This window comes from Novosphingobium ovatum (assembly GCF_009909235.1).
Lineage (GTDB): Bacteria > Pseudomonadota > Alphaproteobacteria > Sphingomonadales > Sphingomonadaceae > Novosphingobium > Novosphingobium ovatum.
Genome location: NZ_JAAAPO010000002.1, coordinates 1 through 19,003 on the forward strand (window position 1 = coordinate 1; position 19,003 = coordinate 19,003).

18 protein-coding genes and 1 tRNA gene are annotated in these 19,003 nt (G+C 64.4%); 10 read left to right on the top strand and 9 right to left on the bottom strand.

What is annotated here, in order from left to right; translation table 11 throughout:
• Nucleotides 1-592: hypothetical protein (locus GTZ99_RS04230; RefSeq protein ID WP_201742376.1), on the bottom strand; the 592-nt coding region annotated here is incomplete at its 3' end.
• A gap of 352 nt (nucleotides 593-944) precedes the next feature.
• On the opposite strand from GTZ99_RS04230, the gene GTZ99_RS04235 reads away from it, so the two are divergent.
• On the top strand, nucleotides 945-1,520 hold the full coding sequence (locus GTZ99_RS04235) for a response regulator (protein ID WP_161717070.1): 576 nt from the start codon (nucleotides 945-947) through the stop codon (nucleotides 1,518-1,520).
• 31 nt (nucleotides 1,521-1,551) lie between these two features.
• Nucleotides 1,552-3,336 carry a hybrid sensor histidine kinase/response regulator gene (locus GTZ99_RS04240; RefSeq protein WP_161717071.1) on the top strand — a complete coding sequence of 595 codons (1,785 nt, stop codon included), beginning with the start codon at nucleotides 1,552-1,554 and terminating at the stop codon, nucleotides 3,334-3,336.
• 39 nt (nucleotides 3,337-3,375) lie between these two features.
• On the opposite strand, the gene GTZ99_RS04245 is transcribed toward GTZ99_RS04240, so the two are convergent.
• Together GTZ99_RS04245 and GTZ99_RS04250 are read right to left on the bottom strand one after the other, a co-directional pair.
• Nucleotides 3,376-3,451: transfer RNA gene (locus GTZ99_RS04245), tRNA-Thr, on the bottom strand.
• A 68-nt stretch (nucleotides 3,452-3,519) separates the two neighbouring features.
• Nucleotides 3,520-4,860 carry a replication-associated recombination protein A gene (locus GTZ99_RS04250; protein WP_161717072.1) on the bottom strand — a complete coding sequence of 447 codons (1,341 nt, stop codon included), beginning with the start codon at nucleotides 4,858-4,860 and terminating at the stop codon, nucleotides 3,520-3,522.
• A 186-nt stretch (nucleotides 4,861-5,046) separates the two neighbouring features.
• Here GTZ99_RS04250 and GTZ99_RS04255 point away from each other — a divergent pair, with 186 nt between their 5' ends.
• Nucleotides 5,047-5,427 carry a hypothetical protein gene (locus GTZ99_RS04255; protein ID WP_161717073.1) on the top strand — a complete coding sequence of 127 codons (381 nt, stop codon included), beginning with the start codon at nucleotides 5,047-5,049 and terminating at the stop codon, nucleotides 5,425-5,427.
• A gap of 11 nt (nucleotides 5,428-5,438) precedes the next feature.
• On the opposite strand, the gene GTZ99_RS04260 is transcribed toward GTZ99_RS04255, so the two are convergent.
• Nucleotides 5,439-6,605: a glycosyltransferase family 4 protein gene (locus GTZ99_RS04260; RefSeq protein ID WP_161717074.1), complete on the bottom strand. Its 1,167-nt coding sequence runs from the start codon at nucleotides 6,603-6,605 to the stop codon at nucleotides 5,439-5,441.
• 193 nt (nucleotides 6,606-6,798) lie between these two features.
• On the opposite strand from GTZ99_RS04260, the gene GTZ99_RS04265 reads away from it, so the two are divergent.
• Nucleotides 6,799-7,740: a DUF808 domain-containing protein gene (locus GTZ99_RS04265; RefSeq protein WP_161717075.1), complete on the top strand. Its 942-nt coding sequence runs from the start codon at nucleotides 6,799-6,801 to the stop codon at nucleotides 7,738-7,740.
• Nucleotides 7,741-7,759: 19 nt separating this feature from the next.
• Here the strand turns inward: GTZ99_RS04265 and GTZ99_RS04270 are convergent, their stop codons facing one another.
• Nucleotides 7,760-8,158: a PilZ domain-containing protein gene (locus GTZ99_RS04270; RefSeq protein WP_161717076.1), complete on the bottom strand. Its 399-nt coding sequence runs from the start codon at nucleotides 8,156-8,158 to the stop codon at nucleotides 7,760-7,762.
• 492 nt (nucleotides 8,159-8,650) lie between these two features.
• Here GTZ99_RS04270 and GTZ99_RS04280 point away from each other — a divergent pair, with 492 nt between their 5' ends.
• Complete coding sequence (locus GTZ99_RS04280) at nucleotides 8,651-9,664, top strand: DUF6976 family protein (protein WP_161717078.1); 1,014 nt, start codon at nucleotides 8,651-8,653, stop codon at nucleotides 9,662-9,664.
• A 198-nt stretch (nucleotides 9,665-9,862) separates the two neighbouring features.
• Here the strand turns inward: GTZ99_RS04280 and GTZ99_RS04285 are convergent, their stop codons facing one another.
• A complete protein-coding gene (locus GTZ99_RS04285; protein ID WP_161717079.1) occupies nucleotides 9,863-11,284 on the bottom strand; it encodes a glutamate ligase domain-containing protein in 1,422 nt (473 codons plus the stop codon).
• Nucleotides 11,285-11,338: 54 nt separating this feature from the next.
• Here GTZ99_RS04285 and GTZ99_RS04290 point away from each other — a divergent pair, with 54 nt between their 5' ends.
• The 5 genes from GTZ99_RS04290 to GTZ99_RS04310 all read left to right on the top strand — a co-directional run bounded on the left by GTZ99_RS04290 (nucleotide 11,339) and on the right by GTZ99_RS04310 (nucleotide 16,072).
• A complete protein-coding gene (locus tag GTZ99_RS04290; protein ID WP_161717080.1) occupies nucleotides 11,339-12,172 on the top strand; it encodes an LD-carboxypeptidase in 834 nt (277 codons plus the stop codon).
• A 47-nt stretch (nucleotides 12,173-12,219) separates the two neighbouring features.
• On the top strand, nucleotides 12,220-13,155 hold the full coding sequence (gene fabD / locus GTZ99_RS04295; RefSeq protein ID WP_161717081.1) for an ACP S-malonyltransferase: 936 nt from the start codon (nucleotides 12,220-12,222) through the stop codon (nucleotides 13,153-13,155).
• A gap of 3 nt (nucleotides 13,156-13,158) precedes the next feature.
• Nucleotides 13,159-13,899 carry a 3-oxoacyl-[acyl-carrier-protein] reductase gene (gene fabG, locus GTZ99_RS04300; RefSeq protein WP_161717082.1) on the top strand — a complete coding sequence of 247 codons (741 nt, stop codon included), beginning with the start codon at nucleotides 13,159-13,161 and terminating at the stop codon, nucleotides 13,897-13,899.
• Nucleotides 13,900-14,283: 384 nt separating this feature from the next.
• Nucleotides 14,284-15,402, top strand: coding sequence for a DNA polymerase III subunit beta (gene dnaN, locus GTZ99_RS04305; RefSeq protein WP_161717083.1), 1,119 nt, complete (start codon nucleotides 14,284-14,286; stop codon nucleotides 15,400-15,402).
• A gap of 385 nt (nucleotides 15,403-15,787) precedes the next feature.
• Nucleotides 15,788-16,072, top strand: a complete 285-nt coding sequence (locus GTZ99_RS04310) for a hypothetical protein (protein ID WP_161717084.1) — start codon at nucleotides 15,788-15,790, stop codon at nucleotides 16,070-16,072.
• Between the two features lie 233 nt (nucleotides 16,073-16,305).
• On the opposite strand, the gene GTZ99_RS04315 is transcribed toward GTZ99_RS04310, so the two are convergent.
• The 3 genes from GTZ99_RS04315 to GTZ99_RS04325 all read right to left on the bottom strand — a co-directional run bounded on the left by GTZ99_RS04315 (nucleotide 16,306) and on the right by GTZ99_RS04325 (nucleotide 18,995).
• On the bottom strand, nucleotides 16,306-17,517 hold the full coding sequence (locus tag GTZ99_RS04315) for an argininosuccinate synthase (protein WP_161717085.1): 1,212 nt from the start codon (nucleotides 17,515-17,517) through the stop codon (nucleotides 16,306-16,308).
• A gap of 84 nt (nucleotides 17,518-17,601) precedes the next feature.
• A complete protein-coding gene (locus tag GTZ99_RS04320; protein ID WP_406818578.1) occupies nucleotides 17,602-18,216 on the bottom strand; it encodes a TMEM165/GDT1 family protein in 615 nt (204 codons plus the stop codon).
• Nucleotides 18,213-18,995 (bottom strand): SDR family oxidoreductase, encoded by a 783-nt coding sequence (locus tag GTZ99_RS04325; protein WP_161717086.1) that lies wholly within the window; start codon nucleotides 18,993-18,995, stop codon nucleotides 18,213-18,215. The genes GTZ99_RS04320 and GTZ99_RS04325 overlap by 4 nt, the downstream gene beginning before the upstream one ends.
• Between the last annotated feature and the right edge of the window lie 8 nt (nucleotides 18,996-19,003).

Here is a 19,003-nt window from a genome sequence, read left to right on the forward strand (position 1 = left end):
CGGCCGAGACCGAAGCAGCCGTCACCGCGTTCGTGACCGAGACCGAGCCAGCGTTGACGGTCGTGCTGGACACCGTGCTTGCCGACAGCGATACGGTGTTGACGGAGGCGGCCACCACGCCGTTGGTATAGACGTTGTTGCTGGCGGTGACGTCAAAGGTGTTGACGAAGCCGGTCGTGACGGTGTTCGACGAAACCGTGCCGGCCGAGACCGAAGCAGCCGTCACCGCGTTCGTGACCGAGACCGAGCCAGCGTTGACGGTCGTGCTGGACACCGTGCTTGCCGACAGCGATACGGTGTTGACGGAGGCGGCCACCACGCCGTTGGTGTAGACGTTGTTGGTGGCCGAGATGTCAAAGGTGTTGACGCGGCCGGTCGTGACGGTGTTCGACGAAACCGTGCCGGCCGACACGGTACCGACATTGGTGATGTTGCCGCCGCCCATGTTCAGCGGATCACCGGCCGTGCTGGGCCCGGTGGTGGTCTGGACGGCATCGCCGCCCACGGTGACTTGCGCCTGTGCAGTCGGGACCAGCACCGAGAAGCTGATCGCCGTGCTCGTCAAGATCAAATGCTTAAATTTCAATTTCATGCCCCTAAACCCCACGGTCAGAAATTTGACGCGCGCCCGGACTCGACGCGCGCGCAAACGCGACCAGCGGTGCTGATCAGGCGGCATGCATCGAATATAGACCTATGTGGATTGCCAGATCCTGTTAACCATTCAATCCGACAGAGGGACCGGTTGGCGGTCAAACGCCGGTCAAAATTGACCGCAATAAGGATATTCAATGCGGCCATATTGCGAATCATTTTCGTAATGATGCAAAGCGGTTATCGGGCACGGTCGATCGAGTAGTGCGGTTTTTGGGGGGTAAGTCTCTTTTTCCGCTCGCTAATTTGCCGATTGAAAAATGGGGGTTGTTTCCCTCTAAGGGTAGTCAATGGCTATTGTTATTGTTGATGACCATCATCTATTTAGATCAGGCATTTCGCATATCATCCAAAGTGATATGCCGAACATGCGGATTTTTACGGTAGATTCGATTAGCGCGCTGCTGCAGATTAACGAATTCACACCATTGTTAATTATCATGGATCTGCATTTGCCCGATGGCGATGCCTTGGGCGCGATGCCCACCATCCGCATGCGCTGGCCCGATTGCCGCTTGATGGCGGTAACCTCTGATGGTGATCCAACCCGAATGCAGCAGGCATCGCAATGCGGGATGGAGGGCTATGTCGTCAAATCCGAACCGCCCGAGCGCCTGTTGCAGGTGATCCGTTACCTGTTGCCTGATGCCGGTGAACAGGCCGATGGCGGGCAATTGACGCGCCGCCAATTGGAAATCCTGCGGTTGATGGCGCAGGGCCTGTCGAACAAGGCGGTCGGACGCGCGCTGGATATCTCTGAATTCACCGTGCGCGGCCATGTGCAGGCCCTGTTCAAGGCATTGCAGGTCACGCGCCGGGGCGAGGCGGTGCATGTCGCGCAAAAAGCCGGGTTGTTGCAGGTTTGACCCGCGATCCCGGCCTGATCGGCCCCGCCCGATGAGCAGCGCCCCGGTCGACACGCCCGATTATGCCCGCCGCATGTTGATCGCCCAGTTGCGGCTGATCCATGACATGCTCTCGGGGGCGTCGTTCTCGACGTTGCTGTTGTCCTGCTTCATGGCTTGGGCGCTGCGCGATATCGGGCTGGCGATCTGGCTGTGGCTGTTCAGCCAGACGGCGCTCAAATGCGCCGAAATTGTCGCTATGCGGCAGCCGATCGACGATGCGGCGCTGCAGCGCCACCCGCGACGCTATCTGACGCGGCTGATCGCCGGGCAATCGGTGCACGCGCTGGGCTGGGCCAGCCTGATCTGGATCACCGCCCATTATGGCACCCTGACGCATTTCACGCTCAGCCTGCTGGTGCTGGGCGGATTGCTGGGGGCATCGGTCACCACCTATGCGCCGCATCTGGGGGTGTTCAGCGCCTATGTCGGGGTCTATGCGATGATGGGCGTGGTGACCTTCCTGTCGCTGAAATTGCCGCCTGATTCCAGCCCCTTCCTGCGCTATGCGCCGATCGAGATCCTGTTCTATTGTGGGGCGATCTGGCTGAATGCGCGGGCGTGTGACCGCTGGCACCGACAGATGATCGAGCTGGGCTTTGTCAATGCGCAGCTGGCCGATGATCTGCGTCAGGAAGTGGCGCGCACCGCCATCGCCCACCAAAGCGCGGTGGACGCCAACAATGCCAAGTCACGTTTTCTGGCGGCGGCCAGCCATGACCTGCGACAGCCGATCCATGCGCTGGGGCTGTTTCTGGCGCTGTTGCGGCGCAGCAAGTTGACCCAGGATCAGCAGGCGATGCTGACCGATGCCCAATCGGCGCTGACGGCCTCCAGCGGCATGCTGGACACGTTGCTGGACTTTTCCCGCGCCGAGGCGGGCGTCATCCGTCCCCATATCGCGCCGTGCCGGGTGCAGGATGTGTTCAACGATCTGGAAGACACGCTGGCGATCGAGGCTGACGCGGCTGGACTGGTCTATCGCGCCAGTGAATGCCCGGCGGTCATCGCCACCGATGCCAATCTCTTGCGCATCATCCTGAGCAATCTGGTGACCAATGCCTTGCGCTATACCCGGCAGGGGGGCGTGCTGGTGGGCAGTCGGCGGCGCGGCGACCAATTGGTGATCGAGGTGTGGGACACCGGAATCGGCATCCCGCCCGAACGCTGGGACGACATTTTCGAAGAGTTCTATCAGTTGGGCAACCCCGAGCGTGACCGCAACAAGGGGCTGGGGTTGGGGCTGTCGATCTCGCGGCGGTTGGCCGATCTGATCGGCGGGCGGATCACGCTGGCCTCGCGGCCGGGGCGGGGCAGTGTGTTTCGCCTCAGCCTGCCCGGAGCGGCGCCACACGACGCGCCACAGACTTTGGCTGCGGTGGCCGCATTGCCGCCCCTGGCGGTGCCTGCGCGGCCGCGCCGCATCCTGATCCTGGACGATGATGATGATATCTGCCGCGCCATGGCGGGCCTGTTGCGGCAGGATGGCTATGTGGTGGATATCGCCAATACGATCGCCCAGATGGAGGCGTGTGCCCGGCTGGCGCCCCCCGATTTGCTGGTGTGCGATTTCCGGCTGCGGGACCATGAAACGGGCCTTGAGGCGTTGCGCCGATTGCGCGCGATGCGGGGCGCGGACCTGCCGGCGTTGATGGTGACCGGCGACACCCACCCTGACCGCCTGATAGAAGCCAGCAGGGAAGGGGTCGCCCTGTTGCACAAGCCGATCAGGTTCGAGGTGTTCGTGCAGGCGGTGTCGCAAATGTTGCGCAGGTAGCGGCCGCTGTGGCCGTCACGTGTACGGTTGCGGCGAAAATGGTGCCGGCTACAGGATTCGAACCCGTGGCCCCCTGATTACAAATCAGGTGCTCTACCAACTGAGCTAAGCCGGCATGGGGCGCTGGTGTGGCGTCCTCTTTGCCGCCCATAGCGGCAAGCGGGCCCCGCCGTCCAGCCCCCTTCAACCGTCGCGACGTTCTTGACGTTTCTTGTCCCACCATTCCAGACGGCGCAACACCTCGCGTTCGAAACCGCGTTCGACGGGGCGGTAAAAATTCTGTGGTCGCATGCCCTCTGGCCAGTAATCCGCACCGGAAAAGCCATCCTGCGTGTCATGGTCATAGGCGTAATTCTTGCCATAGCCGATGTCTTTCATCAGCTTGGTCGGGGCGTTCAGGATGTTGGCGGGCGGCATCAGCGATCCGGTCTCGCGCGCGCTGGAAAAACTTTCCTTCATTGCCATATAGGCCGCGTTTGATTTGGGCGCCGTGGCGCAATAGAGGCACGCCTGCACGATCGCCAATTCGCCTTCCGGGCTGCCCAGAAAGTCATAGGCGTCCTTGGCCGCCAGGCATTGGATCAGCGCCTGCGGATCGGCCAAGCCAATGTCTTCGCTGGCAAAACGCACCAGACGGCGCAGGACATACAGCGGTTCCTCGCCCGCCGTCAGCATCCGCGCCAGATAATACAGCGCGGCCTGTGGGTCCGATCCGCGCAGCGATTTGTGCAGCGCGCTGATCAGGTTGTAATGGCCATCGCGGTCCTTGTCATAGACGGCCACGCGCCGTTGCAGGAACGCGCCCAATTCGGCCGGGCCCAGAACGGCGGGGATTTGCGCGGTGTACAGCGTTTCGATCTGGCCCAGCAGGAACCGCCCGTCGCCATCGGCAGAGGCGATCAGCGCCTCGCGCGCGTCCTTGGTCAGGGGCAGGGGCAGGCCCTCGGCGTCCTCGGCGCGGGTCAGCAACTGGCCCAGTGCGTCTGCCGACAGGCGGTGCAGGATCAGCACCTGCGCGCGCGAGAGCAGTGCCGCGTTCAGCGCGAAGGACGGGTTTTCGGTCGTGGCGCCCACCAGAGTCACCGTGCCCTTTTCCACAAAGGGCAGGAAACCGTCCTGCTGTGCCCGGTTGAAGCGGTGGATTTCGTCCACAAACAACAGGGTGGGGCGGCCGTGCAGGCTCAGCGCGCCCTCGGCCTCGGCAAAGGCCTTTTTCAGATCGGCGACGCCCGAAAAGACCGCTGAAATGCTGGTGAAACGCATCCCCACGCTGGCGGCCAGCAGGCGGGCGATGCTGGTTTTGCCGGTGCCGGGCGGGCCCCACAGGATCATGCTGGACAATCGCCCAGCGGCCACCATCCGGCCGATCGCGCCCTCGGGGCCGGTCAGGTGTTCCTGCCCGATGATCTGGTCCAGACTGGCCGGGCGCAGTCTTTCGGCCAGCGGCATTGATCCCAGCCTGCGCGGATCGGGTTGGGCGGGGGCCGTGGGCGGCGGGTCGTCATGGGCGAAAAGGTCTGCCATCGCCCCCTTGTACCGGGCTTGCTGGGCGTTTGCATCCCCCCGCGTAAATGCTTAGAAGGCGATGTTGAAGATAAGATGTCACGAGGGTCAGAGGTGCGCGAGCAAGGCGGGCAAGAGGTCGGTGCGCGATCGTCCGATGATGAGGGGGTGATTCCCTCGGCGCGGCGTCTGCGTCAATTCTATGCGATGACTGCGCTTTTTCTGTTGTGGAACCTGTATGCCGCAGCCGAATTTCTGGCGCATTGCCGGGACGCGCAACTGAACGCCACCGATACGCCGCAGGGCGCGTTTCTGACCGCCTGCCCGACTTGGGCGTTGCTGGGCTGGGGATTGGGGGCGCTGATGGGGGTGGGCGGATCGATGCTGATGGCGCTGCGCCGCCGTGTCGCCGCGCTGGCCTTTGCGCTCGGCTTTGTCGGCTATCTGGTGCATGGGCTGTGGCGCTTTGACGCGACGCCCGCGCATGCGCTGCAGACCAGCGCGCTGTCTGTCGCGCTGGTGCTGGCCATGGCGCTGGCACAGATGGGGCTGGCCCGGCGCCTGTTCTGGGCGGGTCTGTTGCGCTGATCGGCGGTGGGTTAGCGCCGCGCGCCCTTTTGCCGGATCAGCCGCAGATAGGTATCGGCCACCGACTGGTTGATCCGGTCCCACGAAAAATCGCGCGCCCGCATTTCGCCCGCCGCGCCATGGGCAACGCGCATCTCGGGATTTTCGACATAGGCCTGCAGCGCCTTGGCAAAGGCGTGGATCGCGCCGGGGCGGATCAGCCGCCCGGTCACGCCATCCTCGACCAGACTTTCGCTGCCGGTGGCCTCGGCACAGACGGCGGGCAGCGAACTGGCCATCGCCTCCAGCGTGACATTGCCAAAGGTTTCGGTGATCGAGGGGAAGAACAGCACATCCATGCTGGCCACCGCCCGGCCCAGATCCTGCCCCGCCTGATGCCCGGCAAACACCGCCTGCGGCAGGCGCGCCTCGAACCAGTGGCGGGCCGGGCCATCGCCCACGATCAGCACCCGGTGCGGCACGCCACTGGCGACCAGTTCGTCGATCGTGTCGGCGAATACGTCCAGCCCCTTTTCCATGACCAGCCGGCTGAACAGGCCGATCACCACCTCGTCATCGGCAATGCCCAGATCGCGCCGCCAGCCCATGTCGCGGTGGCTGGCGTCAAAGATCGTGCGGTCCACCCCGCGCGACCAAAGCGAGATGTCATAATTCATCCGCTGATCACGCAGCACCTGCGCAAAGCTTTCCGATGGGGCGACCAGCGCGTCACAGCGGCGGTACAGGCGGCGCAGGATCGCCGTCAGCAAAGGTTCGGCCCAGGCCATGTTGTAATAGCGCGGATAGGTGTCAAACCGGGTGTGGACGCTGCCCAGCACCGGAATGCCGTGTTGCCGCGCCCAGGTGACCGCACGATGCGCCCCCGGATCGGGCGAGGAGATATGCACGATATTGGGCGCGAAAGCCTCCAGATCGCGCCGGACGCGCGCGGGCAGGCCGGTCGCCACGCGGTATTCCTGACGCCCGGGAATGGCAAAACTGGGCAGGCTGACCAGATCGCCCGCCGGTTCAAAGGCGGGGTTTTCAATGGTCGGCGAATAGACGCGCACCTTGACACCCTGACGCAGCAAATAGCCGACCAGTCGGTTGAGCGCCTTGTTGGCGCCATCGGTGACCATGTTGTAGTTGCCGCTGAACAGCGCGACGCGCAGGCCCTGATTAAGATCGGATGCAGACATGGCCCGCCAATAGCCCGCGTTTCCCCCTTTGGCGAGGGGGCACAGTGCCCTGTTGCCCGCTGCGCCCGGCAAATGTCTGCCTGATCGGATAAAAGGCGCATAAAACCGGGGGCGGCGGGGTGGCTTGGCGCTTGATCGGCGGCGCGGCTTGGCCCACATCGGGCGCGTTGCGGTGCAATGCAAAGGGGTGGCGATGTCTTCGGGTCTGGTGGCACTATTTGATGACGTGGCGGTGATCGCCCGGATGGCGGCGGCCTCGCTGGACGACATCGGCAGCGGCGTGGCCACCGCCGGGACCAAGGCGGCCGGCGTGGTGATCGATGATGCGGCGGTGACGCCCGCCTATGTCAACGCCTTTACCCCCGACCGCGAATTGCCGGTGATAGCCCGCATCGCGCGCGGCAGCCTGTTCAACAAGCTGGTGATTCTGTTGCCGCTGGCGCTGGCGCTTTCGGCGTTTCTGCCGTGGGCGATCACGCCGCTGTTGATGCTGGGCGGTCTGTTCCTGTGCTATGAAGGCGCGGAAAAGATCATGGAAAAGCTGGGCGGGGAACAGCATGGCGACACGCTGGACGATCCGATCACTGATCTGGCCGCCTTTGAGGCCGAGCGCGTGTCGGGTGCGGTGCGCACCGATCTGATCCTCTCGGCCGAGATCATGGCGATCGCGCTGGCCGATGTCGCGGCGCGCCCGCTGGTGGAACGCGCGGTGGTGCTGGCGATTGTCGCGGTGGCGATCACGGTGCTGGTCTATGGCGCGGTGGCGCTGATTGTAAAGGCGGATGATATCGGCCTGCATCTGGCCAAGGGGCGCAGCGCAGTGATGCGCGCGTTTGGCCGCGGGCTGGTGCTGGGGACACCCAAAGTGCTGACGGTGCTGGCCGGTGTCGGCACGGCGGCAATGCTGTGGGTGGGCGGCGGCATCCTGCTGCATGGCGCGGATGTGCTGGGCTGGCACGCGCCCTATGGTTTTGCGCATCACCTGTCGGATGCCGCCGCCGCGCTGGTACCGGCGCTGGCGGGGTTTGTCGGCTGGCTGACGGGGGCGGTGGTGGCCGGCATTGCCGGTCTGGCGGTTGGTGTGGCGGTGGCCTTTGCCCTGCACACCGTGCCGGGGTGGTTCCGCCGGGGCTGATCGCCCGGCGTATCAGGCATTAGTGGCGGCGGCCGTATTCCACCGGGTCATTGTTGACGCGGCCATCGACATGCAGCAGGCGGTCGGTGTCGGTGCGTTCGCGGCGGCGGCCGTGATGCAGCACCAGCTCTTCAAAGATGTCGGGGTGCAGCGGGCGCTCGAACTCCAGCCCGGCGGCGTGGCCCATCGTCCACACCACGGTGGCCTCCTTGGGCTTGAGCGAGGGCAGGTTCAGCGTCACCATGTCGCCCACCCGCAGACCGTCGATCCCCTCGACGCGGGCGCCGCCGCAGGTGAGGTTCTTGAGCAGCACCGTGGCACGCAGACCTTCAAACCGGTAGCGGACCATCATGTCAAAGCTGACACGTTCGGCGCGGGGTACATAGACAACCGAATCGTTGAAGGAATTCAGGAACATGCTTCGTCTCCGCTGGTCATCGGCGAGTACCTGAATGAACGGTTGGCGCGCGGCGGTTTTAAGCCTTTGGCAGGATTTTGGCGGCGTAAAAAAATCTTTTCGCCCGGCCCGTTCCCACCCCTTTACTGCGGCCAGATCCTGCCGTTCTGATGCGCCTGTCTTCCGGGAAAATGCCGGGGTCGGCCGCAAAGCTTTGGTACGGCAACAGGCGTATGACAGCCTTGGGACCAACAGGAAAGTCTTGCGGCCTGTGCGCTTCGCGACGCGGACCTCAAGGGGGCCCGCCAAAGCACGCGAGGCAGACAATGTCGTTACCACCCCGTACCGCCACATGCTGGCAAAGGCTGGCCACTGGCGGACTTAAGCAATTGAAGACAAGCAATCTTGGCGCACAGATGTTGGGCCAGCGGCTGGAGATGAGCAAGCTTTCGGCCGCGCAGAAGGCCGATGAGATCTATGCCTTCTTCGTGAAATGGGAAAGGGGCCTGACCAATGAAATCAGTCAACTTGCAGGCCTGTGACGGCGCGCGGCTAAGCGCGCTGATGCAGATTGCCGATGCTGCCGCATTGATCGCGGCGGGCGCGCCGCTGGGCATCGCGGGCCGGGCCGAGGCGCTGGACCAACTGCCTGCGGGCAATTGGGTCGGCGGCACCACCCCCTACTTCATGACCGAGGCGGGCGGGCGGATCATCGGCGAAGATCAGGTGTGGGTGCGCGATTTCTCGGGCCTGGGCGCGGTGCGCTTTGCCGCCTATGACGTCGATCATCTGGAGCAGATCACGCAGGAAGCCCCCGAAAACGGCTTTTCGCTGACGATCATTCCCTTTCAGTCGGAATGCCATCAGCGCTTTGCCCATGATGCGGCCACCTATCCGCTGGCGTTTTTGCGCCCGACGGTGGGGTGGATCGCCGGGTTTGATCTGGGGCAGGCGGGCGGCAAGGCCTATGTCTATGACGGCCGCACCGCCACGCGCCATGCCGACCGCGCCGTCGTCGCCCATATCGAACTGCCCGCCGACCAGATGGCCAGTGTCGAGATCGTCAACCTGTTTGCGCCCGATGGCGTCGACACCATTCGTTTCGATACCGAAGGCTTTGCCATTACCCACGCCATCGTCAACGGCGCGCGGGTGCCTTTTGCCGATTACGTCAACGCGCGCGGCATGGCCGATGGCCGCCTGCCACTGGTGGGCGATTACTCGGGCGCGTATGTCAATGCCTCGATCAAGCGGGTCGATGGCGAGACGGTCCATCTGTATGCCCCGGTGTTTCCGGGGGTGGACTATGCCTTTGCCGCGCCGGTGGCCGATTTTGCCGCCGCTTTCCGCGACCGTCTGGACGGCGTGTCGCAGGAAGGCGCGGCCTGGTCGTGCAATTGCATCCTCAACTTCCTGTACGGCGATCTGGAAGGCAAGACCATCGGAGGGGTTGCCGGTCCGGTCACCTTCGGCGAAATCGCCTACCAGCTGGTGAACCAGACGTTGGTACAAGTTCGCGTCCAGTGAGGCGAGAGTACCAGGAATTGCGCGCCTGATAGCGGCGCGTGGCAGGGTGTGCCGGGACGGGCGCGGGCGGCTTTGGCCATCCGCGCCCGTTCTTTGTGTTAGAGCGTTTTCCGATCATTCAGGATCGAAAAACGCGACCAGCCCGCGCGGCGATTGAGCGTCGCTTTTCCGTTCGCGTCAGCTTGAACGGAAAACGCTCTAGGCCAGCGCCGCCAGCAGATCGCGCGCGAACAGCGAGAGCGTGTCGTCCCGCGCGCCCATCACCGCGATGCGGTCGCCCGGCTGGGCCATGGCGGCGATGGCGGCGGCGCAATCGGCGCGGGCGGGGATGTAATGGGTCTGCGGGCCCTTGCGCTTGGCAGCGATCAGGTTGATGATCCGCTCGCTGCCCTCTGACCGGTCGACCGTGCCACCGAAATAGACCGGATCGCACAGCATCACCACATCCTCTGGCCCCAGCAATTTGGCAAAGGTCTGGGCCAGTTCGGCCCCCATCTGGCGCAGCGGACCATATCCGTGCGGCTGGAAAAAGGCGATGACGCGGCCCTCGTGGCTTTTCAGCGTTTTGAGCGTGGCGGCCACCTTGTCCGGATTGTGGCCGAAATCGTCGATCACGGTGATCCCGCCCGCGCTGGTGCCGACAATGTCAAACCGCCGCGCCAATCCGGCAAAGCTGTCCAGCGCCGCCACCGCATCGCCCAGCGAGACGCCCGCCGCCTCGGCCGCCGCCACGGCTGCCAGCGCGTTTGACAGATTGTGCCGCCCCGGCTGATTCAGATGCAGCGCATGGGTGGCGCCGTGCCGCCGGTCGATCAGCGTGGCCGCGATGCTGGTGGGGGTTTCAACGATGCTTTTGGGGACGATGCCGATCATCGCCTTTTTCGCGGTGATGCCAAATGTCACCAGCTCCAGCGCGCGCGGGGCCAGCGCGGCGGCTTCGGCATCATCCAGATTGACCACGCCCACATCGGCCCGGCGCAGGAAATCGCCAAACAACGCGCGCAGTTCCTCCAGACTCTTGTGGTCCAGACTGACGTTGTTCAACACCGCCACGCCCGGCTGATACAGCGCGATGGAACCATCGCTCTCGTCCACCTCGGAGACAAACAGCCCGCCCGCGCCCACCTTGGCGCTGGCAAAGGGGGCGTCGGGGGTGGCGTAATTCTTCATCACCGCGCCGTTCATGATGGTCGGGCGCTTGCCCACGCGGTCCATGATCCAGCCGATCATGCCCGTGACCGTGCTTTTGCCGCTGGTGCCGCCGATGGCGATCGACTGGGGCGCGGCGTTGAACAGGCGCGAAAGCAGCTCGGCGCGGCTCATGCGGGCACAGCCCAGTTCGGTCGCGCGCACCACCTCTGGCACGGTGTCCTCGACCGCGGCGCTGGCCACCAGTGTCTGGGCCGCGCTGGTGATGCCGCTGCCGTCCTGCGGGTGCAGGGTAAAGCCAAGCCCTTCGAGCCATGCGAATTTTTCGGGCGTGCGGCCTTGGTCCCGGCTGCGGTCGGAACCGGCCACCTGCGCCCCCATGCCCCGCAGGATCAGCGCCAGCGGCAACATGCCAGAGCCGCCAATGCCGCAAAAGAACCAGGGGTGCGAGGTCAGCGAAGTATCGGTCATGGCTATGGGGTTAGGATGTGGCGCGGCGTCGTGCAAGCGGCTATGCCTCCACCCATGACCATTCGCATCGCCATTTGCGCGCCGGCCACCCCCATCCTGCCACAGGACGAGGCGCGGTTGCGCGCGATTGCCGCCGGCTTTGACGTGGACCTGCACCTGCATCCGCAATGCTTTGTCAGCGAAGGACATTTCGCCGGAAGCGACGATGTCCGGCTGGCGGCTTTGCTGGATTGCGCCAATGATCCGGGGTTTGACGCGGTGTGGTTTGCGCGCGGGGGCTATGGCAGCAACCGCATCGCCGCGCGGGCGGTGGCGGGCATGAACGCGCTGGCCGGGGCCAAGGCCTATCTGGGCTATTCGGACATGGGCTATCTGCTGGGGGCGCTGTATGGCGCGCGGATTGGCCGGGTGGCGCATGGGCCGATGGTGGCCGATGGCCGCCGCGCCGCGGGCGAGGCGGCGCTGGCGCGCGCGCTGGGCTGGCTGACGGGGGCAGGGGACGGGCTGGAGCCTTCGCTGGCGGGGGAAAGCCATCCGGTGGTGGCGTTCAACCTGTGCACGCTGGCGATGCTGTGCGGCACGCCCATGATGCCGGGGCTGGCCGGCCATGTGGTGATGGTCGAGGAGGTGAGCGAGCATCTGTACGCCATCGACCGGTTGATGTTCCATGCGACCGCGCATCTGGCCAGCCTGCCTGAGCCCATTGCGGGGCTGCGGCTGGGGCGCGTGTCCGATGTGCCGGAAAACGACCGCCCCTTTGGCAGCGATGTCACGGCCATCGCCCGCGATTGGTGCGCGCGCCACGCCATCCCCTTTCTGGGTGCGGCCGACATCGGCCATGATGCGGACAACAAGATCGTGCCCTTTGGTCTTGCCACGCGCGGATAACCGCAATAGTCCGACCCGCCAAAGCCATTGGATGGGGTAATCGATTTATGCGGGCTTTCGTTTTTCCGGGGCAGGGCAGCCAAAAGGTGGGCATGGGTGTGGAACTGGCGCAGGCCAGCCCCATCGCCCGCGAGGTGTTTCAGGAAGTGGACGATGCGCTGGGCCAGAACCTGTTCGCCATCATGGCGGAAGGGCCCGAGGACGCCCTGACCCTGACCGAGAACGCCCAGCCCGCGATCATGGCCAATGCCATCGCCACGCTGCGCGTGCTGGAAAAGGAAGGCGGCATCAGCCTGGCTGACAAGGCCGATTTTGTCGCGGGCCATTCGCTGGGCGAATATACGGCGCTGTGCGCGGCGGGAGCGTTTTCGTTGGCTGATACGGCGCGCTTGCTGAAACTGCGCGGGCAATCGATGCAGGCCGCCGTGCCGGTGGGCGTGGGCGCGATGGCCGCCCTGCTGGGCGCCGACATCGACAAGGCCACCGCGCTGGCCGACGCCGCCGCGCAGGGCGAGGTCTGCACCGTTGCCAATGACAATGACCCCGGTCAGGTCGTGCTGTCGGGCCACAAGGGCGCGATTGACCGCGCCATCGCGCTGGTCAAGGAACACGGGATCAAGCGCGGCGTGGCGCTGCCGGTGTCGGCCCCGTTCCATTGCCCGCTGATGCAGCCGGCTGCTGACGCCATGGCCGCAGCCTTGGCCCAGACGGCGCCGGGCGCGCTGTCGGTGGCGCTGTTTGCCAATGTCACCGCCGCCGTGGTGACCGATCCCGAACTGGTGCGGGCGCAACTGGTCGAACAGGTGTGCGGCCGCGTCCGCTGGCGCGAAAGCGTGATCGCCATGCAGGCGGCCGGCGTTGCCGAATTCGTCGAACTGGGCGGCAAGGTGCTGGGCCCGATGATCGGCCGCACCGTCAAGGACGTCAAGGTAACCAGCGTTGTGTCGATGGCCGACATCGAAGCGCTGTTGAAGGAGATCTGAGCGATGTTTTCACTGGAAGGTATGACCGCGCTGGTAACGGGCGCGAGCGGTGGCATCGGGTCGTCGGTGGCGCGGGCTTTGGCGGCGCAGGGCGCGCGGCTGGCGCTCTCGGGCAGCAATGCGGCCAAGCTGGAGGCCTTTGCGGCGGAACTGGGCGGTGACCACGTCTGTGTCGTCGCCGATCTGTCGGACGCGGCCAGCGTCGAGGCGCTGATCCCCGCGGCCATTGAAAAGCTGGGTAAGCTGGACATTCTGGTCAACAACGCCGGCATCACCCGCGACAATCTGATGATGCGCATGAAGGACGAAGAGTTCGAGGCCGTCATCCGCATCAATCTGGAAGGCGCGTTCCGCCTGATGCGCGCCGCGACCAAGCCGATGATGAAGGCCCGTTTTGGCCGCATCATCAACATCACATCCGTGGTGGGCGCGACCGGCAATCCGGGGCAGGTGAACTATGCCGCCGCCAAGGCCGGTCTGGTGGGCGCGTCCAAGTCTTTGGCGCAGGAACTGGCCAGCCGCAACGTGACGGTCAATTGCGTTGCGCCCGGCTTTATCCGCACCGCCATGACCGACGTGCTGCCCGATGCGCAGAAGGACGCGCTCAACAGCCGCATCCCGATGGGCCGCATGGGCGAGGGCGAGGACATCGGCGCTGCCGTTGCCTATCTGGCGTCAAAGGAAGCCGGCTATGTCACCGGCCAGACGCTGCATGTGAACGGCGGCATGGCGATGTTCAGCTAAGGCTGGGCTTTGCGATGCAAAGGAGGGCTGGCGCTGGCGCGCTGGCCCTTTTTTGTGTCCGGGCGGGGGATTGGCAAGTTCTCCACCAACTTGTCCACAGGCATCAAGAAAGCCTTAACCATTTGGCAATCGCCGTCCCATATCGGGAAAGCAAGTCAGCGGCTGTTCGGCGTCCGTTATCCGATCTGCCACCGGCGAGTTTGGAAAAATACCGGAATTATCCCCAGTTTCGCCCTGTGCGTGGGCTAAAGCGCTTGCCGCCGCGCATCGGTGCGTTAATGAAGATGGTCCGAATTCGCCGCGCAAGGCACCGACTCTGGTGCTTTGTCGGCAAGACAGCGAAAATCCTCTGGGGCGATATCAGGCACGGGATCGGATACAGCAATGAAAGCCACCATTGAACGCTCGACGCTGCTGCGTTGCCTCAGCCACGTCCAATCGGTGGTCGAGCGGCGCAACACCATCCCCATCCTCTCCAACGTCCTGATCGAGGCGAGCAGCGATGGGCTGCTGCGAGTCATGGCCACCGACCTGGACTTGCAGGTGGTCGAACATATGGCCGCCGTCAGTGTCGAGGCGCCCGGCGCCATCACCGTGTCGGCCCATCTGTTGTTCGACATCGCGCGCAAGCTGCCCGATGGGTCGCAGGTCAGCCTGCAAACCACCGAAAACCGCATGGTGGTCAAGGCCGGGCGCAGCCGCTTCCAGCTGCCCACGCTGCCGCGCGATGACTTCCCCGTGATTGTCGAGGGCGATCTGCCCACCAGTTTCGAGGTGCCCGGCAAGGTGCTGGCCGAGCTGATCGACCGCACGCGCTTTGCCATTTCCACCGAGGAAACGCGCTACTACCTCAACGGCATCTTCCTGCACGTGACCGAGGAAGAGTTGAAGGCGGCGGCGACCGATGGCCACCGTCTGGCCCGCTTTACCCTGGCCAAGCCCGAGGGCGCCGAGGGCATGCCCGATGTCATCGTGCCGCGCAAATGCGTCGCCGAGCTGCGCAAGCTGCTGGAAGAGGCGCTGGACACCAGTGTTCTGGTTGACCTGTCGGCCAGCAAGATCCGCTTCTCGCTGGGGGGGGAGAATGGCGTGGTGCTGACCAGCAAGCTGATCGACGGCACGTTCCCCGATTACAACCGCGTCATCCCCACCGGCAATGACAAGCTGCTGCGGCTGGACCCCAAGAGCTTTTACGAGGCGGTCGACCGCGTCGCCACCATCGCCACCGAAAAGACCCGCGCGGTCAAGATGGCGCTGGAAACCGACCGCGTGACGCTGTCCGTAACCTCGCCCGACAACGGCACCGCCGCCGAGGAACTGCCCGCCGACTATGGCGCGACCGGCTTCGAGATCGGCTTTAACGCCAATTACCTGAAAGACATTCTGGGCCAGATCGATGGCGACAATGTCGAACTGCATCTGGCGGACGCCGGCGCGCCGACGCTGATCCGCCAAAGCGAAAAGGCCCCGGCGCTCTACGTGCTGATGCCGATGCGCGTGTGATGGGCTGACACAATTTCTGAAACTGGCGGAACGGGTTGGGCCGAACCGCCGGCGCCGGATTGGAAAGGGCGGGGGCGCTGATGCGCTGTCCCGCCCTTTTTGCGTGTTTGGTGTGTGGGGTGGGGAAGGGGAGGAGGTGCCTCCGGCGGGCAAAGGGAGGCGGCCCTTTGCAATCCCGGTACTGGCGGCGTGGCGTCTTGCTTTCGGCGGTGCGGAAGGTTGTGGGGCTTATGGTTAAGCCGCTTCGCGGGAAGAAATGTGCAGGTTCGGATATGGCGCTGTTGGGGCCGTTGTCCAAAGGTGCTAATCTTCGCCAATGAAGTTCCTATGCCTATTGGCTGTGTGCATTGTTCTGGCGGGATGCAGCAATACGTCTTGCTACGGAATGACGGACGCCGAAGTTTTTGCCGACATTCAGCACGCTTATGCGGATGCCCGAATGACGCCCGAGATGGCGAGAGTCTCTCGCCTTGACCGGGAACGACTGGTCGGCGTGGAGAGGTATGGCGAAAAGGGACAAGATGCGTTTGTCGGAATGGTCTTTCGTCAAGATAACGGAACGCTGCTGAGCATCCGTCTCTTTGAGGATTGCACGTATCAAACGTCTGGCGATATTCCGCTGTCGGATTTAAGGACTTGGGCGTATCCTTTGGCACGGCCTCGCTTCTGAACAGTGATCGATCGGGCCCCTTGATTTTTCCGCATTCCCCGCCGCGAAGCGGCATTTTAAACCAGCCACGCGGCATCATGGCGCAAGCTGTCCGCCGTGACGCCGCCACCTATTAACGGGATTGCAAAGGGCCGCCGCCCTTTGCCCGCCGGAGGCAAATCCCCCTCAACCCCAAACACAAAAAAGGGCGCCAGCCGCAGCCAGCGCCCCATTTCTAACGCAAAGCCAAAAGCTTACTTCTGGTTCGCCAGCAGCTTCAGGCGCAGGGCGTTCAGCTTGATGAAGCCGGCGGCGTCCTTTTGGTCATAGGCGCCCGCATCGTCCTCGAACGTCACGTGGCGTTCGGAATAGAGCGAGTAGGGCGACTTGCGGCCCACGACATAGGCGCCGCCCTTGTAGAGCTTGAGGCGGACGGTGCCGGTGACCTTGGCCTGGCTGTGGTCGATGGCGGCCTGCAGCATCTCGCGCTCGGGCGCGAACCAGAAGCCGTTGTAGATCAGTTCGGCATAGCGGGGCATCAGCTCATCCTTCAGGTGAGCCGCGCCGCGGTCCAGCGTGATCGATTCGATGCCGCGGTGCGCGCGGGCATAGATTTCGCCGCCCGGCGTTTCGTACATGCCGCGCGACTTCATGCCGACAAAGCGGTTTTCGACCAGATCCAGACGGCCGATGCCATGCTTGCGGCCCAGATCGTTCAGTGCCGCCAGCAGCGTTGCGGGCGACATGGCCACGCCGTTCAGGGCAACGCCATCGCCGCGCTCGAAATCGATCTCGATATATTCGGGCTGGTCGGGGGCGTCCTCGGGGTTGACGGTGCGGCTGTAGACGTAATCGGGCACTTCGCCCCACGGGTCTTCCAGCACCTTGCCCTCAGAGCTGGTGTGCAGCAGGTTGGCGTCGGTGCTGAACGGGCTTTCGCCGCGCTTGTCCTTGGGGACGGGGATCTGGTGCTGTTCGGCCCACGCGATCAGCGCGGTGCGGCTGGTCAGGTCCCATTCGCGCCACGGGGCGATGACCTTGATGTTGGGCTCCAGCGCATAGGCCGACAGTTCGAAACGGACCTGGTCGTTGCCCTTGCCGGTGGCGCCATGTGACACGGCGTCCGCGCCGGTTTCGCGGGCGATCTCGATCAGGCGCTTGGAAATCAGCGGGCGGGCGATTGAGGTGCCCAGCAGATAGTCGCCCTCATACCGGGCATTGGCGCGCATCATCGGGAAGACGAAATCGCGCACGAATTCCTCGCGCAGGTCGTCGATATAGATGTGCTCGGGCTTGATGCCCATCAGCTCGGCCTTGGCGCGGGCCGGTTCCAGCTCCTCGCCCTGACCCAGATCGGCGGTGAAGGTCACCACTTCGCAGTTATAGGTGACTTGCAGCCACTTGAGGATGACCGAGGTGTCGAGGCCGCCCGAATAGGCGAGAACGACGCGCTTGATGTCCGACATGATGCGCTCCGTAGAAGAACAGGGATTTGGCGCCGCGCCTAGCAGGCGGGCGGGCATTTGCAAAGGGGGCGGGGGCTGGCGCGCTTAGATCCAGCCCAGCGTTACCGCCAATTGCCACAGGCCGATCACCGCAAACAGCCCGGCCGCCACAATGCGCGCCACCGACAGCGGCACAATCCGCACCAGCTTGTCGCCCAGAAACACGGCCGGGGCGTCCGCGATCATCATGCCCAGCGTCGTGCCGGCGGCCACGGCAAACACCTGCGCGGGGAATTGCGCGCCCAGCGCAATGGTGGCGATCTGCGTCTTGTCGCCGATCTCGACCAGAAAGAACGACACCAGCGTGGTCAGGAACGCGCCCATTGCGCCCTTGCCACCCTTGCCCTTGACGGCTTGGGCGGCCTCGTCCTCGTCCAGCTTGTCGGGGACCAGCGTCCATGCCGCCATCGCCAGAAAGCCGATGGCCACCGCCACGCGGAACCACAGCGCTTCGAGCAGGCCCGCCACCTGCGCGCCGATAAAGGCCGAGATCAGGTGATTGACGACCGTTGCGGCAAAGATGCCTGCCACAATCGCCCAAGGGCGGCGCAGGCGGGCGGCCAGAATGATGGCCAGCAGCATGGTTTTGTCACCAATTTCGGCAAGCGTGACAACGGCGGTGGACGACAGCAGGGGCGTCAGAAAGGCAGGCAGGATCATGACCGCGCCAGATAGAGGACATCTCGCGGTTGCGAAAGCAAATGTTGGCCGGAATCGACGAATACGGTTTCGCCACTGGCCAGCCAGCCCTGCGACAGGAACAGCGCGGTGCTGGCCAGATCGTCCAGTTCGGTCAACCGGCCCAGCAGGTTCATCCGGCCCGAGGTCTGGTGTTCGTGCGGGGCCTGATCCCAACTGGGCAGCATCGCGCCCGGCGCCAAGCCATAGACCCGGTCGTCCGGCCTGCGGGCCCCGCCATCCTGCGCCGCCATCGCTAGCATCCGTACCGTCGCGCCCAGCGCGTGCTTGGCCATGGTATAGCTGAAGAAATCGGGGTTGGGGTTGGCCAGTTTCATGTCCAGCAGGTTGATCACCCGCCGCCCGCCCCGGCTTTGCGCGCCACCCTGATCGGCCGGCGCCAGAAAGGCCTGTGCCAGACGGGTGGGGGTGATGGCGTTGACGGCCATCGCCTCGGCCATGACGGAGGGGTCGATGCCCGCCGCGCCATCGTAACGGAACACCGCCGCGCAATTGATCAACACCCGCCAATCGTCCAGCCGCTGTGCCAGCGCATGGGCCATTTCGACCGCCGCATCGCCATCGGCCAGATCGCAGCGGGCGATTTCGGCGCTGGGCAGGCTGGCGGCCAGCGCCTGCGCCGCGTCACGCGATTGGCCGTAATGGATCACCACATGCCACCCCGCGTCGCCAAAGGCGCGGGCCAGATGCGCGCCAATCCGTTTGGCGCCGCCGGTGATCAGAACACTGGGTCGGGTCATTGGCCTTC

Coding starts and splice junctions, on each gene's coding strand:
- fabD (WP_161717081.1), top strand. CDS start 12,220: ATGCGGGCTTTCGTTTTTCCGGGGCAGGGCAGCCAAAAGGTGGGCATG.
- GTZ99_RS04290 (WP_161717080.1), top strand. CDS start 11,339: ATGACCATTCGCATCGCCATTTGCGCGCCGGCCACCCCCATCCTGCCA.
- GTZ99_RS04285 (WP_161717079.1), bottom strand. CDS start 11,284: ATGACCGATACTTCGCTGACCTCGCACCCCTGGTTCTTTTGCGGCATT.
- fabG (WP_161717082.1), top strand. CDS start 13,159: ATGTTTTCACTGGAAGGTATGACCGCGCTGGTAACGGGCGCGAGCGGT.
- GTZ99_RS04280 (WP_161717078.1), top strand. CDS start 8,651: ATGAAATCAGTCAACTTGCAGGCCTGTGACGGCGCGCGGCTAAGCGCG.
- GTZ99_RS04320 (WP_406818578.1), bottom strand. CDS start 18,216: ATGATCCTGCCTGCCTTTCTGACGCCCCTGCTGTCGTCCACCGCCGTT.
- GTZ99_RS04255 (WP_161717073.1), top strand. CDS start 5,047: ATGACTGCGCTTTTTCTGTTGTGGAACCTGTATGCCGCAGCCGAATTT.
- GTZ99_RS04250 (WP_161717072.1), bottom strand. CDS start 4,860: ATGGCAGACCTTTTCGCCCATGACGACCCGCCGCCCACGGCCCCCGCC.
- GTZ99_RS04310 (WP_161717084.1), top strand. CDS start 15,788: ATGACGGACGCCGAAGTTTTTGCCGACATTCAGCACGCTTATGCGGAT.
- GTZ99_RS04265 (WP_161717075.1), top strand. CDS start 6,799: ATGTCTTCGGGTCTGGTGGCACTATTTGATGACGTGGCGGTGATCGCC.
- GTZ99_RS04235 (WP_161717070.1), top strand. CDS start 945: ATGGCTATTGTTATTGTTGATGACCATCATCTATTTAGATCAGGCATT.
- dnaN (WP_161717083.1), top strand. CDS start 14,284: ATGAAAGCCACCATTGAACGCTCGACGCTGCTGCGTTGCCTCAGCCAC.
- GTZ99_RS04240 (WP_161717071.1), top strand. CDS start 1,552: ATGAGCAGCGCCCCGGTCGACACGCCCGATTATGCCCGCCGCATGTTG.
- GTZ99_RS04260 (WP_161717074.1), bottom strand. CDS start 6,605: ATGTCTGCATCCGATCTTAATCAGGGCCTGCGCGTCGCGCTGTTCAGC.
- GTZ99_RS04325 (WP_161717086.1), bottom strand. CDS start 18,995: ATGACCCGACCCAGTGTTCTGATCACCGGCGGCGCCAAACGGATTGGC.
- GTZ99_RS04270 (WP_161717076.1), bottom strand. CDS start 8,158: ATGTTCCTGAATTCCTTCAACGATTCGGTTGTCTATGTACCCCGCGCC.
- GTZ99_RS04315 (WP_161717085.1), bottom strand. CDS start 17,517: ATGTCGGACATCAAGCGCGTCGTTCTCGCCTATTCGGGCGGCCTCGAC.